15 protein-coding genes are annotated in these 15,034 nt (G+C 60.1%); 7 read left to right on the top strand and 8 right to left on the bottom strand.

Going from position 1 to position 15,034, the window contains the following annotated elements; genetic code table 11:
- Complete coding sequence (locus tag ACR0MO_RS10895) at positions 1 to 768, bottom strand: glycerophosphodiester phosphodiesterase family protein (protein ID WP_480891188.1); 768 nt, start codon at positions 766 to 768, stop codon at positions 1 to 3.
- Entirely contained in the window at positions 765 to 1,220 is a 456-nt protein-coding gene (locus ACR0MO_RS10890; protein WP_480891186.1) for a RidA family protein, read from the bottom strand. The genes ACR0MO_RS10895 and ACR0MO_RS10890 overlap by 4 nt, the downstream gene beginning before the upstream one ends.
- Before the next feature lie 291 nt (positions 1,221 to 1,511).
- On the opposite strand from ACR0MO_RS10890, the gene ACR0MO_RS10885 reads away from it, so the two are divergent.
- A complete protein-coding gene (locus ACR0MO_RS10885; RefSeq protein ID WP_170453590.1) occupies positions 1,512 to 2,327 on the top strand; it encodes an MlaA family lipoprotein in 816 nt (271 codons plus the stop codon).
- Entirely contained in the window at positions 2,317 to 2,925 is a 609-nt protein-coding gene (locus tag ACR0MO_RS10880; protein WP_170453589.1) for an ABC transporter substrate-binding protein, read from the top strand. The genes ACR0MO_RS10885 and ACR0MO_RS10880 overlap by 11 nt, the downstream gene beginning before the upstream one ends.
- A 105-nt stretch (positions 2,926 to 3,030) precedes the next feature.
- On the opposite strand, the gene fliP is transcribed toward ACR0MO_RS10880, so the two are convergent.
- Genes fliP through fliF form a run of 4 tightly spaced genes read right to left on the bottom strand, consistent with a single transcriptional unit; the run spans position 3,031 to position 6,221 of the window.
- Entirely contained in the window at positions 3,031 to 3,759 is a 729-nt protein-coding gene (fliP, locus tag ACR0MO_RS10875; protein WP_170453588.1) for a flagellar type III secretion system pore protein FliP, read from the bottom strand.
- Positions 3,759 to 4,046, bottom strand: a complete 288-nt coding sequence (locus ACR0MO_RS10870) for a FliM/FliN family flagellar motor C-terminal domain-containing protein (RefSeq protein WP_170453587.1) — start codon at positions 4,044 to 4,046, stop codon at positions 3,759 to 3,761. Before ACR0MO_RS10870 ends, fliP begins: the two co-directional genes overlap by 1 nt.
- Positions 4,039 to 4,635: an ABC transporter ATP-binding protein gene (locus ACR0MO_RS10865; protein ID WP_170453586.1), complete on the bottom strand. Its 597-nt coding sequence runs from the start codon at positions 4,633 to 4,635 to the stop codon at positions 4,039 to 4,041. Before ACR0MO_RS10865 ends, ACR0MO_RS10870 begins: the two co-directional genes overlap by 8 nt.
- Complete coding sequence (fliF, locus tag ACR0MO_RS10860) at positions 4,635 to 6,221, bottom strand: flagellar basal-body MS-ring/collar protein FliF (protein ID WP_480873142.1); 1,587 nt, start codon at positions 6,219 to 6,221, stop codon at positions 4,635 to 4,637. The genes ACR0MO_RS10865 and fliF overlap by 1 nt, the downstream gene beginning before the upstream one ends.
- An 86-nt stretch (positions 6,222 to 6,307) precedes the next feature.
- Here fliF and ACR0MO_RS10855 point away from each other — a divergent pair, with 86 nt between their 5' ends.
- From ACR0MO_RS10855 to ACR0MO_RS10835, 5 genes are read left to right on the top strand one after another with little or no spacing between them, the layout of a single operon-like run.
- Positions 6,308 to 6,838 (top strand): flagellar basal body-associated FliL family protein, encoded by a 531-nt coding sequence (locus tag ACR0MO_RS10855; RefSeq protein ID WP_480891183.1) that lies wholly within the window; start codon positions 6,308 to 6,310, stop codon positions 6,836 to 6,838.
- Between the two features lie 9 nt (positions 6,839 to 6,847).
- Entirely contained in the window at positions 6,848 to 7,333 is a 486-nt protein-coding gene (locus ACR0MO_RS10850) for a DUF6468 domain-containing protein (protein WP_170521227.1), read from the top strand.
- Positions 7,333 to 7,914, top strand: a complete 582-nt coding sequence (locus tag ACR0MO_RS10845) for a MotE family protein (protein WP_480891181.1) — start codon at positions 7,333 to 7,335, stop codon at positions 7,912 to 7,914. The genes ACR0MO_RS10850 and ACR0MO_RS10845 overlap by 1 nt, the downstream gene beginning before the upstream one ends.
- Positions 7,915 to 7,961: 47 nt before the next feature.
- Positions 7,962 to 8,831 (top strand): flagellar motor stator protein MotA, encoded by an 870-nt coding sequence (gene motA, locus ACR0MO_RS10840; protein WP_170453583.1) that lies wholly within the window; start codon positions 7,962 to 7,964, stop codon positions 8,829 to 8,831.
- Positions 8,828 to 10,960, top strand: a complete 2,133-nt coding sequence (locus tag ACR0MO_RS10835) for a hypothetical protein (protein WP_480891179.1) — start codon at positions 8,828 to 8,830, stop codon at positions 10,958 to 10,960. The genes motA and ACR0MO_RS10835 overlap by 4 nt, the downstream gene beginning before the upstream one ends.
- Positions 10,961 to 11,104: 144 nt before the next feature.
- Here the strand turns inward: ACR0MO_RS10835 and ACR0MO_RS10830 are convergent, their stop codons facing one another.
- Both ACR0MO_RS10830 and ACR0MO_RS10825 read right to left on the bottom strand, forming a co-directional pair.
- Complete coding sequence (locus tag ACR0MO_RS10830; protein WP_480891177.1) at positions 11,105 to 12,460, bottom strand: MmgE/PrpD family protein; 1,356 nt, start codon at positions 12,458 to 12,460, stop codon at positions 11,105 to 11,107.
- Positions 12,457 to 14,898 carry an FAD-dependent oxidoreductase gene (locus ACR0MO_RS10825; protein ID WP_170623282.1) on the bottom strand — a complete coding sequence of 814 codons (2,442 nt, stop codon included), beginning with the start codon at positions 14,896 to 14,898 and terminating at the stop codon, positions 12,457 to 12,459. The genes ACR0MO_RS10830 and ACR0MO_RS10825 overlap by 4 nt, the downstream gene beginning before the upstream one ends.
- Between the last annotated feature and the right edge of the window lie 136 nt (positions 14,899 to 15,034).

The following is a 15,034-nucleotide window of genomic DNA, read 5'->3' as shown; positions in this document are numbered from 1 at the left end:
TCAACCCGGATGCGGGGCCAAATACCCTTCGAAGGTCACATTGTCGGCAACGGTGCGGGCCTGTGTCTCTTGCTCGGGCGAGCGCACGGTCCAGCACAGAATAGGGACTCCCTGAGCTTTCAACTCGGCGACGCGTTGGCGGTCCAGATCCGTGACCTCATGGCTGATGAAACTGGCATTGACCCTGTCGAAATCCGGAATGCCGCGCAAGTGGTCGCAGATTTTGTCAGACAGCGGCCAGTCCTGCGGATCATAACTGCTGGTTACGATCCCGCGCGGCAGATGCGGGGCCAACCGGGCCAGTTCGGCCACGCTGTTTGGGTTGAAGGACATCAGCGCCACCGGACCTTCGTAACCTTGCAAGGCCCGCACGGCATCCGCCTCAAGCGGGCCGACATCGGTGCCCATCGCGCCATCCTGATCCTTGAGCTCGATCAGCAGCGGCACTTTTCCAGCGACCATCGCAAGCACCTCGTCCAGTGCGGGGATACCGTCATCGCCGTGCAGCAATGGGGTGTCCGCCGCCTGCGCCGAGGTGATCCGCCGGATCGGGCCGGGCTGGCCGGTCAGACGCGCCATGTCATAGTCGTGAAAGACCATCGCACGATTGTCCGCGGTCAATTGCAGATCGATCTCGATCCCGTACCCGGCATCAATTGCCGCCTGAATCGCCGCCCGGCTGTTTTCCGGGCAGTTGTCCGACGTGTCATGCAGGGCCCGATGCGCAATCGGGACCTGCAGGAATTCCGGTGGCAGTCTGGGGGTCATTGGACCTCGAAAATTCCTTCGATCTCAACCGCGACACCCAGCGGCAGGGATGCGGCACTGACGGCTGATCGTGAATGACGCCCGGCATCACCCAGCGCCTCGACCAGAAAATCGGACGCGCCGTTAATCACCTGCGGCTGCGCGGTAAAATCAGCGGTCGAGTTCACAAAACCGGTCAGCTTGATCACGCGCACCAGCTTTTCGATATCGCCGCTACAGGCCGCTTTGACTTGTGCCAACAGGTTGATGGCGCAGACCTTTGCCGCCGCTGCACCGGCCTCGACATCCATGTCGTCGCCCAGCTTGCCGGTGATCAGATCATCCGCCTTCGAAATCTGGCCCGACACGTAAACAATGTTGCCCATACGCACGAACGGCACATAGTTTGCCGCAGGCGCGGGGGCGTCGGGCAGGCTGACGCCCAGACTTTCCAGTTTTGCTGTGATACTCATGGGATCGTCCTCACCAATTGTCGACTCGGCCGGACGCTACCCGGTCAGGCGCGGCGGGGAAAGCGATAAACCGGCATTTTGCCGATCGGCTGCGATCTGGGCGTAACTTCTCTTATTCCGAAGTGTTGAAGCTATGTCACTTTACCGCGCAGTAGCAGACGCGCTAAACGCTAGATGTTTCATTTGAGACGCGAAACAACTATGTGACAACGACTTGTGCCAACGCGGCACTATATTATCGATTGAAAGCCCGACCCGCCCGGGTCAGGTCACTTTGGAGTAGCTAAGACCGTGTTGAGCAGATTGCGCCTGAAACACCTTATTGTGCTGTCCCTGTTGCCGGTCCTGTCGGCCTGCGCCACCCAGCCGCCCGAGCAGGCCGCCCGGGGTGAGGTGTTTGACCCCTACGAAAACACCAACCGGGGCATCCACAGATTCAATCTGGGCGTTGACCGGTTCCTGTTCCGTCCGGCCTCGAAAGGGTACGTGAAGATCGTGCCCGATCCGATGGTGACCAGTTTCAGCACCTTTGCCGAAAACATCTCGCTGCCCGGACAGGCGGTCGACTACCTTTTGCAGGGCAACCCCAAGCAGATGGGCAACGCGTTGCTGCGCTTTGTGGTCAACATGACCGTCGGCGGGTTTGGGCTTTCGGCCCCGGCGGACGAACTGAACCTACCGCCGGTCGATACGGATTTTGGCGAAACCCTGCACGTCTGGGGATTTGGTGAGGGGGCTTATGTCGAGCTGCCCTTCTACGGCCCATCGACAACGCGCGATGCGGTCGGCGTTGTGGTCAACCTGTTCTCGAACCCGATCAATTTCACGCCGACCCGGCCCGCCGACAACCTTGGCGTCTATGCCGAGGTTGTGCGCCGCATGGGCGACCGGGGACGGTTTTCGGACACGGTTGACTCGATCCTCTATGAAAGCGCCGACAGTTACGCCCAGGCCCGCCTGATCTATCTGCAAAATCGCCGGTTCGAACTGGCGCGCGATGATGAGGACGCCTATCTGGACCTGTACTCCGATCCCTACGCCGAAATCGGAACCGACCCTGTCAGGGACCCCTACCTAGACCCTTACGAGGACCCCTATGCCGAGTAATTCTTTGAACCGTCGTCATTTTCTTTCTGCCGGTCTGGCCGGATTGGCACTGACCGCCCTGCCTTTGCCCGCGCTGGCCCAGACCGAAGCCAGCGCCAAAGCGCTGGTGAACAGCGTCGTGGCCGAGATCAACCGCGTCATCGCCTCGGGCAAGTCCGAGAACGCCATGCTGCGCGATTTCGAGAAGATCTTTGTGCAATACGCCGATGTGCCGATCATGGCGCGCTATGCGTTGGGGGCCGATGCCCGCTCGGCCAGCCCGGCACAGTTGAGGCAGTTTACCAAGGCCTTCCAACACTACATCTCGCGCAAATATGGCCGCCGCTTCCGCGAGTTTATCGGCGGTGAGGTCAATGTACGTAACGCCCGCAAAATCCGCGCCGGTTTTGAGGTCCGGACCATGGTCAAACTGCAGGGCTCATCCCCGTTCGAAGTGACGTTTCTGGTGTCTGACAAATCGGGGCGCGACAAGTTCTACAACATGTTCATCGAAGGCGTGAACCTGCTGTTGACCGAACGTACCGAGATCGGAGCGATGCTGGACGCCCGTGGCGGCGACCTGAACCGGTTGATCAAGGATCTGAACCGCACAGCCTGACCGGCTTTTCAGAAACATCTGGGCCGCGTTGTCGAACACAACGCGGCTTTTTTCGTTCAGGTAGGCGCTTTGAAGCCCTGCCTGACTATCTGAAAAGGGGCAGCGCTAAGGCATGTAACTGCGCACCAACGCACTGGCGATCAAGGCCCAGCCATCGGCGATGACGAAAAACGCCAGCTTGAAGGGCAAAGATACAATTGCAGGCGGCACCATCATCATGCCCATCGACATCAGCACCGCCGCGACCACCAGATCGATGATCAGAAACGGCAGGAAGATCAAAAACCCGATCTGAAACGCGCGCGCGATCTCGGACAACATGAAGGACGGCATCAGAACGGACAGCGGGGCATCTGGCGACAGTTCCATCGCCTCACCCCCCGGGCGCAGCGCAGCCATGGCCTGAAACGTATCGCCATCCAGCCGCGCAGCCATAAAGGCGCGAAACGGCTGCAGCGCGCGCTCCAGCGCTGGTTCCACCTCCATCGTTTCGTCGATCATCGGGCGGATTCCGGTCGTCCAGGCCTCTGTAAAGACCGGGTCCATGATGAAATAGGTCAGAAACAGTGCCAAGCTGACGATCAGCATATTCGGCGGCGATTGCTGCAGCCCGATCCCTTGACGCAGGATCGACAGAACCGTGATCAGGAACGGAAAACAGGTGATCATGATCGCCAGCCCCGGCGCGAGGCTGAGGACCGTGATCAGAAGGATCAACTGGATCGTACGCGCCGAGAGTGATCCACCCTCACCCAAAGACAGCGAGACCTCCTGCGCGGCCACAAGCGACGGCATCAGAACCGCCGCCAAGACCAGCCCGATCAGCAGGCGCATCAACCAATCCCGTTTTGCAGATCGGCAATTTCCGTCAGTCGGACCGCCAGTTGACCCGCCCGGTCGCCCTCCATCTCCTCCAGCAGGCCGCGGGCAACCAACTGATCCCCGACATACAGATCCACCGGGTCTTCGATCCTTTTGTCCAACGTCAGCACAGCGTTTTCGCCCATGTTCAGCAAATCCCGGATCAGGGGGCGCGCGCGACCGACGGATACGGTCACTTCGATGGGCACCGCGTCAAAAGGGTTCGGTTTTTCAGAGTTTTGGGTCTGGGGGTCACTCATTTGACAATGCCTCTTTTGCCTCAAAAACATATGCGTCGAAGGCCCGCGTGACCGAGTCCAGCAGCGCGCTGCAATCCACCTCGCTGCGGGCTATGCCGACCTGCAACCGGGCCTGTCCCTGCTCGAGCGCGGGGTCTTCGATCACTTTCGGCCTCGGTGACAGGGTCGCGGGGATCAGGGCGTCCACCTCGGCCATACATCCGACCGGCACGATGACCTGCATCGGCTGCCCGATCTGTTCACGCGCCATCTCGGACAGGTGTTCGACCAGTTGCGCGGCAAAGCCCCGGTCGATCATGTCCGGTAAGACCAGATTGGTCAGGCTCTGAAACATCGGCTCCAGCGACAGCGACATGCGGGTGATCGCCTCGGTATAGGTAAAGGACATATCCTCAAGCGATTTGCCCAACTCGGACGAGATTTGCCCCCGGCTTTGTTCCTGCGCCTGCAAGGCGTCTTCCCACCCCGCCCCATAGCCTTGCTCAAAGGCGGCCAGGCGCTGTTCCTCCAGGGCGTCTTCGTCCAGCAGGTGAACCTGCCCGCCGTTGGCCTGAACAGTGAAATCTTCAAGAAGATGAGCAATTGTCATCACACGCGCTCCTCACCTTCCTCCAGCCAACTGCGCAGGATTTCGACCGTCTCCTCCTGCTTGTCGCCAATCATCGCGCGCAAACGGTCGACCGGATCCTGTGACGGGGCCACACCAAGCGCGGGCACTTCGGCCTGCGCGGCCAGCGGCGTGAAGTCCGAACTGCCATCCGGTGCGATTTCGCCGGTCAGCACAGGTGCGCCTTCGGTGACATCCCCGGCGCTTGCGGGCAGCAAGGCCGGTGCTGTGGCGGGTTTCATCAGGATCGGGCGGATGACGAACATGGCCAGAACCAGCGAGACCGCCGCCAATACAGCCATCTGGATCAGCGACATCGCGTCCAGATGAATGGACTGCCACATCGATGCCGACACCAACGTCCCCTGCGGGTCAACCGGCGGCAAATCCAGCGATTTCAGGGTGATCACATCCCCGCGGTCCGCGTCAAATCCAACGGCCGAGGCAACCAGCTCCTCTAATGCATCCAATTCGGTCTGCGGCAAAGGCGCGAAACTTTCGGCCCCACTGGCGTCAACCGTGCGCGTTCCATTGACCAGAACTGCAACAGTCAGACGTTTGATGGCACCCGGTGCTGTGTGAACCTCCAACTCGGTCTCGGAGACTTCGTAATTTATCCGTTCGCGCGTCTGCGTTGCGGTCGAATTCGATTCGTCACCGCCTGCCCCATCGCCATCGGGCAGGTTCGAGGCGACCGTCACATCCGCAGATTGGTTGCGGGCGCTGTCCGAACGCTCTTCGACATCTGTACTGATCGCGACGCGCCCTTTGGGATCAAAGCGCCGCTCGCGGATCGATTCGGTTTTGGTCACCGTGTCCACGCTGACCTCGACCACAGCGTTGCCGGCCCCAACACGCGCCTCGACCAGACGCAGAACACGCTCGCGCAGCTGGCGGGATTTGTCATCCGCCGTCTCAGCCGCAACCGCAGTGTCCTGCGCGCCAATCACGGCCCCGTTCGAATCGACAACCGTTACATTTTCCGGCGCCAGGCCACTGACAGCCGAGGCGACCAGAAACCGGATCGCCTTGGCCTGATCGCCGGTCACATCCGCGCCGGACGGCACCAGATAAACCGAGGCCGTGGGCGCCACGCTGCGCTGAAACGGATTGGCCGATCCATTTGCGATATGCACCCGCGCCTGACTGACATGAGGGCTGCCGACGATCGTCCGGGCAAGCTCGCCTTCTTTCGCGCGCCAATAGGCGGCATCGAACATCTGGGATGTGGTGCCAAACCCGCTGAGGGAATCCAGCAGCTCGTACCCGCGATTGCCATTCGCGGGCAGGCCTTCGCTGGCCAGCGTCATCCGCAGCTCATCCCGCTGCCCGCCGGGCACATAGATCGACCCGCCCCTGATTTCGTAGGGCACACCGCGCTGATCCAGTGAACGGACGATGTCACCAGCGGCACCGCTTTCCAGCCCCGCATACAGCAAGGTCATCGACGGCGCGGTCGCCAGCCGCGACATGCCAAGAATCCCGAGAAACACCAGCACAACCGCACCGGCAACGATGATTTGTTTTCGCCTGTCCAAACTTGCCCAGACAGTTCCGATCTGCTGCACGCTCACCTCCGACTCGCCGACATTCTGCCCGGCGCATCCCCTGTTTGGACGATTGCCCTTAACAATCGGTTAGTCCCTGAGGGGATATGACGGATTCACAGCAGATGGATGAGGACGTCATGGCCGACGCAACAGCAGAACAGGCGGAAACCCCTGAGAAAAAAGGGAAAAAGGGTTTGATGGTCGGGTTGATTCTGGCCGTGGCCGGGGCGGCAGGCGGCTATTTTCTGACGGCATCAGGTCTGTTGCCGATTGGCGGCGGGGCTGAAAAATCGGCAACAGATGACCAAACGAAAGAGAGCAAGGCCAAACCCCTTGCGGATGTGGGATTCGTCGATTTGCCGCCGGTGATCATCTCTCTGACCGAAGGCCAGTCGCGCCATTTGAAATTTCACGCACAGCTCGAAGTTAACGCTCCGTACATCGCTGATGTGAAAAAAATACAACCGCGAATCATGGATGTGCTGAACGGCTATCTGCGGGCGGTCGAGGTGTCGGATCTGGAAGACCCGCTGGCATTGACGCGGATCCGGGGACATCTGCTGCGGCGGATCGGGATTGTTACGGGCGAAGGCCGGGTGCGCGACGTGCTGGTCATGGAATTTGTACTGAATTAGGAGGCGGGATTGGAGCTTATTGCGGATATTTTGCTGGTTGCGGGCGCTTTGGGCGCGGGTCTGTATTGCTTCGTCCTGTCGCGCAGGTTGCGGCGATTCACCGACCTTGAAAAAGGTGTGGGCGGCGCGGTGGCTGTGTTGTCGTCACAAGCGGATGAGCTGAAAAAGTCCCTCGACAACGCGCGCGCTGCCTCGGATCAGTCGGGCGATGTGTTGAAAGAGCTGACGCAACGTGCAGAAAGCGTGGCACAGCGGTTGGAATTGATGATGGCGTCCATGCATGACGTGATTCCAGCCGAAGAAGAAAAGGTCGAACAAGCGGGTCCCCCGGACCCAAAGGTCGAGGCATCAGAATCGCCTGAGGCCGCGGATGAGACCCCGCCTGAAGATCAGCCGAACCAAGATTCCGAAGATATGGCGGAGGAGACCACGGCCAAGGCCCCGGAAGGCCTGATGTTCTTTCGGCACGGCCGCAAAATGAATGAGGCCACCTGATGGGCATCCGACGGGCGACCAAACGAGACCGCCCTCGCGCCGGGGTGCTGACGGTGATCTCACTTCTGATGATCGGGTCTGCGGCCATCCGCGTTGGGTTAGAGGCGGGGCCTGCCCTTGCCAAATCTGCCGAGCCTGAACAGATCAAAGCCACCCAAACCCCAACCGATACGCGCGACATTCAGGTCGTTCTGACGGAACTGCTGCGCCGCGAAAAGCGGGTGAAACAGCGTGAAGATGTGGTGTTGGACAAGGAAAAGGCGCTCCAGATCGCAAGCGAGGCCATCGAAACCCGCTTGGCGGCGTTGCAGGAGGCTGAAGAGTCTCTGCGTGCGACCCTGGCGGTTGCGGACAAGGCGGCAGAGACCGACCTGACGCAGCTGACGGATGTCTACCAGAACATGAAACCCAAAGACGCAGCCGCCTTGTTCGAAACCATGGACCCGACATTTGCATCCGGATTTCTGTCCCGCATGCCGCCGGAAGTCGCCGCGAACATCCTGGCCGGTCTCAGCCCCGATGCGGCCTATACGGTCAGCGTCGTCATGGCGGGCCGTAACGCCACCGCACCGCAAGAGTAGACGGCCATGCAAACCAAACCTGTCCTGAACACATCTGGGGATCGCAAATGATTGGAATTGTTGGAATTGTCGTCATTTTCGTGATGGTGTTCGGCGGCTATCTGGCCGCCGGGGGCAAGATGACCATCATCCTGAAATCGCTCCCGTTCGAGATGATGATGATCGGCGGTGCGGCGGTTGGGGCCTTTCTGATCAGCAACGATATCGGCGGTGTCAAACACACGATCAAAGACATGGGAAAGGTCTTCAAGGGACCGAAATGGAAGCCCGAAGACTATCGCGATCTTTTGTGCCTGCTGTTCTCGCTGATCCGCATCGCGCGGGCCAATCCGGTCGAGGTTGAACAACATATCGAAGACCCCGAAAACTCCAGCCTGTTTTCCGCCTATCCCAAGATTCAGTCCGACAAAGAAGCCGTCGATCTGATCTGCGACACGATGCGTTCAGCCGCAATGAACTATGACGACCCACATCAGGTCGAGGAGGTGTTGGAAAAACGGATGGAGGCGAATTTCCATCACGCCATGCACTCGAGCCACGCGTTGCAAACCGTCGCGGACGGGCTTCCGGCACTTGGGATTGTTGCTGCCGTTCTGGGTGTGATCAAAACCATGGGCTCGATCGACCAGCCGCCCGAGGTGTTGGGCAAGCTGATCGGCGGGGCGTTGGTGGGGACATTTCTGGGTGTTTTTCTGGCCTACGGGCTGGTCGGCCCCTTCGCGGGTAAGCTCAAGACCGTTGTGGAAGAGGACAACCATTTCTATCAACTCATAAAAGAGGTGCTGGTCGCCAACCTGCACAACCATAACGCGGCCATGTGCATCGAAGTCGGCCGCCAAAACACCCCTACGCATAACCGCCCCGGTTTTTCCGAACTTGAAGAGGCGTTGAAAGAGCTCAAGCAGGCGGCGGCATGACCCGACTTTTAAAGCTGATTGCTGCCCTGATCGCGCTTGCGTCACCTGCATTCGCGCAAGAGGTGACGGTTCGGTCGGGTGAACACGCGGGCTTCACACGACTGGTGTTCAACGTGCCGCCCGACACGGGTTGGGTTTTGACCCATCGCAAGAACGGGGCGCGATTGTCGGTCGATCTGGAGGCTGCGACCTTCCAAACCAACGCGGTCTTTGGACGGTTGACCACAAATCGTCTGGCCGCAGTGTCGCAAAAGAAACCCGGGGACGGGCTGGATCTGGAATTCGGCTGCGACTGTGTTGCCTCGGCTTTCCTGTATCGGAAGTCGATGATTGTTCCGGACATCGCGCCGGGTACAGCGTTGCCTTCTTTGTTGGCCGATATCCCCCCGCCCCGGCCTGAACCACAGAAGAAACGCGCACGTCAAGACCCCGTGACATCGTTCGAATTGCCTTTACTGTCGATGAGCGGTCAAGCGTTCAAAGATCAGTTGTCGACCAGACTATTGCAGGGCGCGGACCGAGAGGTGCTGGACCTGAACCTGGCCGGAATCCGCCCAAGGCGGTCCTCCGATTTACCGGCTTTGCCCATGATCGACGGCTTGCAGTCGAATGTGCAGCTGTCGACCGTTCTGGACGACCTGAATGCCATTCTTGGTGCTGAATTCCCGCAAATCGATGCAAAACCGGCGTGTTTCACGACGGTCGAGCTTGGGTTTGAAACATGGTCGGATTCGCGACCGTTTCAGGAGCAGGTCGCGCAGCTGCGCGCTGGCTTGTTCAAAGAGTTTGATGATCTGGATGAGGACCGGGCAATGGCTTTGGCCAGGCTGTATGCGTTCCATGGTTTCGGTGCTGAGGCGGTTCAAATGCTAAAAATGCTGGCGGATCAAAACTCTGACGCGGACCGTGTCCAGGCAATCGCCCATATCGTGGACAATCGGCCGCTGTCGGCAACATCTCCGTTTCAAGGGCTGCAACGCTGCGACAGCGATGCGGCCCTGTGGGCGGCGTTGGCTGAACAGGAATTGGCGCCGGAGGCAAGGGTTGAGGCGATCGAGCAGGGCTTTGCGCGGCTGCCTGATCACCTGAGACGCAGTCTCGGGCCTCGGTTGTCTTCGATTTTGGTCAACGCAGAAGAATTGGAAGCCGCCCGGCGGATCTTGCGGTCGGTGGACCGGGTTGAGGATGCAACCACCCCGGCACTCTCACACGCCAGGGCAAAAGTCGCCGAAGCCGAAGGCGATATGGCGGCTGAGGAGGAACATCTGTCCCAGGTCATCACCGCACCGGACGCGCCGGATGAGGCCGCATTGGCTCTGGCCCGGCTGGTCGAGAAGCGATGGACCGACCGGGGGGCCGTTTCCCCGCAGGAACTGGAATTGGCGGCGGCTTATGCGACGGAACTCCGCCAGTCAGAGATGGGGCCGATGATGACCAGAACGCATGCGGTTGCTTTGGCACTGACCCAGGAATTCGACGCTGCGTTTGACCTGATCGATACGCTGCCGGACGGTTCTGACGCGCCTGCGGTTTTGGACCGGCATCTGCAATTGCTGGCTGAGCGTGCTGATGACGTCACCTTTTTGCGGCAGGTTTTGACTTTGTCGGGTGATCAAGCCGACGGTGTATCAACGCCGACGGCGATAGCTCTGTCTGAACGGTTGATGGGGCTTGGCTTTAGGTCCCGGGCTTTTGCATTTGCCAACCGGGACCAAGACCGCGCACGACGATCCGAACGGGCGCGGTTGCGGGCGCGGGCAGTGTTACAGAATAACCGCCCACATCAGGCGATGCTGGAGCTTGCGGATGACTCCTCGGACGAGGCCAGTGCTTTGAGGGCCCGCGCGCTGGAGGCCAGCCAAGAATTCGCAAAGGCCGCAGAAGTGTTGAGCGAACTGGGTGATCTACAAGCGGCCAATAGGTATTTCTGGCTCGCGGACCTGCTGGAGAAGACAGACGCGAACGCAGTAGGTAAATACGTAAAGCTGAGCGAAACCACGCAAGCCTTGAGAAACCCGCCCGAGAGGTTGGCGGATAAACCCCTTGCGGATGCGGCCAACCTGTTGAACGACAGCATCGAAGCGCGGCAGCAGATCAGCACGTTATTAAACGCCGTTGAGTCTGAGTGATCCAGTGCCGATCCACGCATCCTTGATCTGAGTGTCGCAGCCTATCGCTTTTTGGGCCTGATCCGTTCGTGACAAGGAACTGGTTCGAACAGCAAGGGGTCAGTATTCAGTGAATAAATTGTGCCCCGAGCAGGCCAACCTGCCTTATCCTCCGAGCGGTGGCTGATACAGCAACTCGGCCAGATCCGCGTAGCGAGAATGTGGATTGGTCCAGCCCAGTATTGCCGTGCGGATTTGCTCGGCGCGGGTTGGGCCGATGACCGGAGCGGCAAATTGCGTGTACTTCTCGATCACCTCTTGCCGCGAGATTGGCGATTCCGGCCCGCCTCGGGCATGGGTGTCTCCGGAGTGCAGAACGCGCCCGTCGGTGGTTTCGATCTCGACATCCGCCCAGCGCCCTTCGGGAAAACGGGCAGAATGCCGATTACGTTCCGTGACCTTTATGCGCGACATGAACCGAGCGACGACCGGGTCAGACAGTCCGGTGCCCGAGATATGTTCGACGCCGATACGGCCATAAATCGCGTGAACAGCGGCCGCAAATGGCAGAGAGTATTGGGCTTGCGACGTTGTTTGCGGGACACCTGCAAACAGGCAGGCCGCCTGATGGAAACTGTTGATCTGCACCGATTTGATCTGATCATGGGTCAAATCGTGGTCGATCATGACAGCCCTAAGCGCGTCGATAGCAGCATGCGCCCACCGACAAATCGGATAGGGTTTCACATATTGATGCTCGACCTGCCAGAACCTGCCCAAATCGTCCCAATGCGGGGCCGCACTGTCCGCCTCAATCGTGATCGCGGGGGCCCCGGTAAATCCACGCTCGGCCAGAACAGCGGCTGAAACACCGACCATTGCCCCCCAGCCCGAGCCGTCATGCAGCATGGTAGGGTTCGCAATCTCGCGCATCATCTGGCTGCGCGGCCCGTGGTATTCGGCAATGCCCAGCGCCTGCCGCAACTGGTCGTCACCATGCCCGCGCAAACGTGCGGCCATGGCGACCACACCCAAGGCATTCCAGGCGCCGGACGTGTGGTAATCACTGACGCTGTCATGCAGCGAAAGCCCCGCGCGGCCTGCGATTTCGTAACCGGTGATCACCGCAGCCAGGGCCTCGGGGCCCGTTAGATTGGGGCAATGTTCAGCCAAAGCCGCCAGCGCGGGCAGAACCACAACACCGATATGCCCCTTGGTCGGGTTATAGCCGTCATGCCCGTCCAGATTGTCGGTCTGCGTTGCCGCCGCATAAGCCGCGCCCGCCATGCTGACCGAACGGCCATCGAACATCATGCGCGCGCTGAAGGACGGATCGGAACTGGCATACAGCAGCGCTGCGGTGTCGCGCGCGATCACGCCCGCCTCCATCGGTCCCGCGGCGATCAGGATGCCCATCGTGTCCAGCATCATCAGCGCCGCAGCCTCCTGCGCGCTGGTCGGCATGTCGGCAGCCGCCCGCGTCAGCGCAAAATCGGCAACACGGGCGAAGCTGTTGGTCACGCCGCGCCCTCCATCACCGGTTTCACGTCACGCAAACGGTGGCCTGCCGGATCGAACGGGGGGTCTGACAGGATCTTGGCCTTGTGGGGTTTGCCAAGAATGTAAATCTCGACCGTATCGCCGGGTTTGGCCACCTTAGGGTCGGCATAGCCGATGGCCAGCGATTTTCCGACCGAATAGCCGTATGCGCCCGAGGTCACGCGGCCCACCGGCGTGCCATCCGGGGCAAAGATCGGCTCACCCCCGCTGGCGTCGGCATCTGCGGCGTCAACCTCGAAGTTCGACAGGACCTCACGCGCGGCATTGTCCTTGATGGACAGATACGCGTCTTTGTGCAGGAAGTCCTTGTCCAGTTTGATCAGGCCCGCAAGGCCAACCTCTTGCGGCCAGTATTCCTGAGAATATTCGCGCCCCCAGGAACCATAGCCCTTTTCGATCCGCAGCGACCCCAGCGCGCGGCCGCCAACCGGGCCGCCGCCATGGTCCTTCGCGGCCTCCAAAAGCGCTGAATAGAGCCTGATTTGGTCGGATTCAGCACAATGCAGCTCCCACCCCAGATCGCCCGTAAAGCTGACACGGATCGCCAGGCAGGTAACGCCTGCGACTTCGATGGTTTGCGAGCGCATGAAGCGGAACGCCTCGTTCGACAGGTCCGCGTTGGTCAGGCGTTGCAGGACATCGCGGGATTTCGGACCGGCCACGTTGAATCCGGCGATCCGGTCGGTCGCGACGTCCAGCGTGGTACCGTCGGGCAGGTCGACCATGTTGAAGAAACGCTGGTGATAGCGCTCGGCCATGCCCGAGCCGATCATCATATATTCGTCTTCGGCAACCTTGGTGATGGTGAAATCCCCGGCCACACCACCGCGCACCGAGATCAAAGGGGTCAGGCAGGACCGCCCGACCTCGGTCGGGACACGATTGGCGACCAGACGATCCAGCCAATCATAGGCGCCGGGGCCCTTGATCACGTAATTGGCAAAGTTCGAGATATCGATCACGCCGACCGCGTCCCGCAACATCTGAACTTCACGCCCGACCGGCTCCCACCAGTTCTGGCGGGTGAAGCCGTTGGTTTCGACCGTGCCGGGCTGGTCGGCAAACCACAGCGGATGTTCCCAGCCGCAGTTCAGGCCGAACACGCAGCCCATATCCTTTTGCATCTCATAGGCCGGGCGCACGCGGGCGGGGCGACCGGCGCTGCGTTCCTCGTTCGGGAAGTGGATGGCGAAGCGATGCGAATACTGATCTTCGACCCGCGCCCTGGTGAATTTTTTGTCGGCCCAATCACCAAAGCGGGCCAGATCCCAGGCGAACATGTCGTATTGCGGCTCGCCCTCGATCATCCATTGCGCCGCCAACAGGCCCAGCCCGCCGGATTGCGAAAAGCCTGGGATGATACCGGTGCAGCAGAAATAGTTCTGTAGCTCGGGCACCGGGCCCCAGATCGCGTTGGAATCCGGCGACCAGATCATCGGGCCGTTGATGACGCGTTTGACGCCCGCGGTGGCGGCAACCGGAACACGTTCGGTGGCGCGGATCACGTTTTCCATGATCCGATCCAGATCGTCGGGGAACAGATCATGCGCAAAATCCAGCGGCGTGCCGTTTTCAGCCCAGAACCGCATGTCTTTCTCATAGGCCCCGATCAGCAGGCCGTTGCCTTCCTGACGGAAGTAATACTCGCCATCTCGATCCGCGATCGACGGCAGACGGCGGCCCATATTGGCCACTTCATCGATGGCCTCGGTCACGAAATACTGATGCTCTGTCGGTTGCAGTGGTAATTCGATCCCGGCCAGCGCCGCAACCTCGCGCCCCCAGAGGCCCCCGGCATTGACGACCCATTGCGCGTGGATGTCACCCTTTTCAGTCCGCACGATCCACGACCCGTCTGACTGTTGTTCAGTCCCTATTACAGGGCAAAACCGCTCAATCGTGGCACCCATGGCCCGTGCGCCTGCGGCATAGGCCATGGTCACACCGGACGGATCGACATTGCCACCATCGGGTTCGTACATGATGCAACGGATATCATCGAACTGCGCCAGCGGGTGCAATTCCTTGGCCTGCTCGCGGCTGATCTCATAGAAGTTCAGGCCGTAGAACCGCGCCTTGGCCTCCTGCAACCGCAACTGATGCTCGCGGTCTTCGGTTTGAGCCAGATAAAGCGAGCCCGGCTGGAACACGCCGCAGCCCTGACCGGTTTCCTTTTCCAGCTCTTTATACAGGTTCATCGTATAGTGCTGGATCCGCGTGACATTGTTGTTGTCATGCAGCCCGTGGATGTTGGCCGCCGCGTGCCAGGTCGAGCCTGACGTCAGTTCATCCCGTTCCAGCAGAACAACGTCAGTCCAACCGAGCTTGGCCAGATGGTAAAGGATTGAACAACCAACAAGGCCCCCTCCGATAACGACGGCCTGTGCGTGGGTTTTCATGGGGTCTCTCCTGTAAAGCGGTCGCGGTCAGAGCGGCACGGTTACAGGTAAGTCAGCCATAGGTTGGAAATGGCATGTGTTCTGTTCCCGACGCGAAATGTCGGGAACAGAATTTATTGGCATGAGCCTATCTCAT

The sequence above is a fragment of the Ruegeria sp. K5 genome (assembly GCF_056531805.1).
The sequence above is the reverse complement of the archived record's forward strand: the minus strand, read 5'-3'. Positions and strand labels throughout refer to the sequence as shown.

Coding starts and splice junctions, on each gene's coding strand:
- ACR0MO_RS10895 (WP_480891188.1), bottom strand. CDS start 768: ATGACCCCCAGACTGCCACCGGAATTCCTGCAGGTCCCGATTGCGCAT.
- ACR0MO_RS10890 (WP_480891186.1), bottom strand. CDS start 1,220: ATGAGTATCACAGCAAAACTGGAAAGTCTGGGCGTCAGCCTGCCCGAC.
- ACR0MO_RS10880 (WP_170453589.1), top strand. CDS start 2,317: ATGCCGAGTAATTCTTTGAACCGTCGTCATTTTCTTTCTGCCGGTCTG.
- fliP (WP_170453588.1), bottom strand. CDS start 3,759: ATGCGCCTGCTGATCGGGCTGGTCTTGGCGGCGGTTCTGATGCCGTCG.
- ACR0MO_RS10870 (WP_170453587.1), bottom strand. CDS start 4,046: ATGAGTGACCCCCAGACCCAAAACTCTGAAAAACCGAACCCTTTTGAC.
- ACR0MO_RS10865 (WP_170453586.1), bottom strand. CDS start 4,635: ATGACAATTGCTCATCTTCTTGAAGATTTCACTGTTCAGGCCAACGGC.
- ACR0MO_RS10855 (WP_480891183.1), top strand. CDS start 6,308: ATGACGGATTCACAGCAGATGGATGAGGACGTCATGGCCGACGCAACA.
- ACR0MO_RS10845 (WP_480891181.1), top strand. CDS start 7,333: ATGGGCATCCGACGGGCGACCAAACGAGACCGCCCTCGCGCCGGGGTG.
- motA (WP_170453583.1), top strand. CDS start 7,962: ATGATTGGAATTGTTGGAATTGTCGTCATTTTCGTGATGGTGTTCGGC.
- ACR0MO_RS10835 (WP_480891179.1), top strand. CDS start 8,828: ATGACCCGACTTTTAAAGCTGATTGCTGCCCTGATCGCGCTTGCGTCA.
- ACR0MO_RS10825 (WP_170623282.1), bottom strand. CDS start 14,898: ATGAAAACCCACGCACAGGCCGTCGTTATCGGAGGGGGCCTTGTTGGT.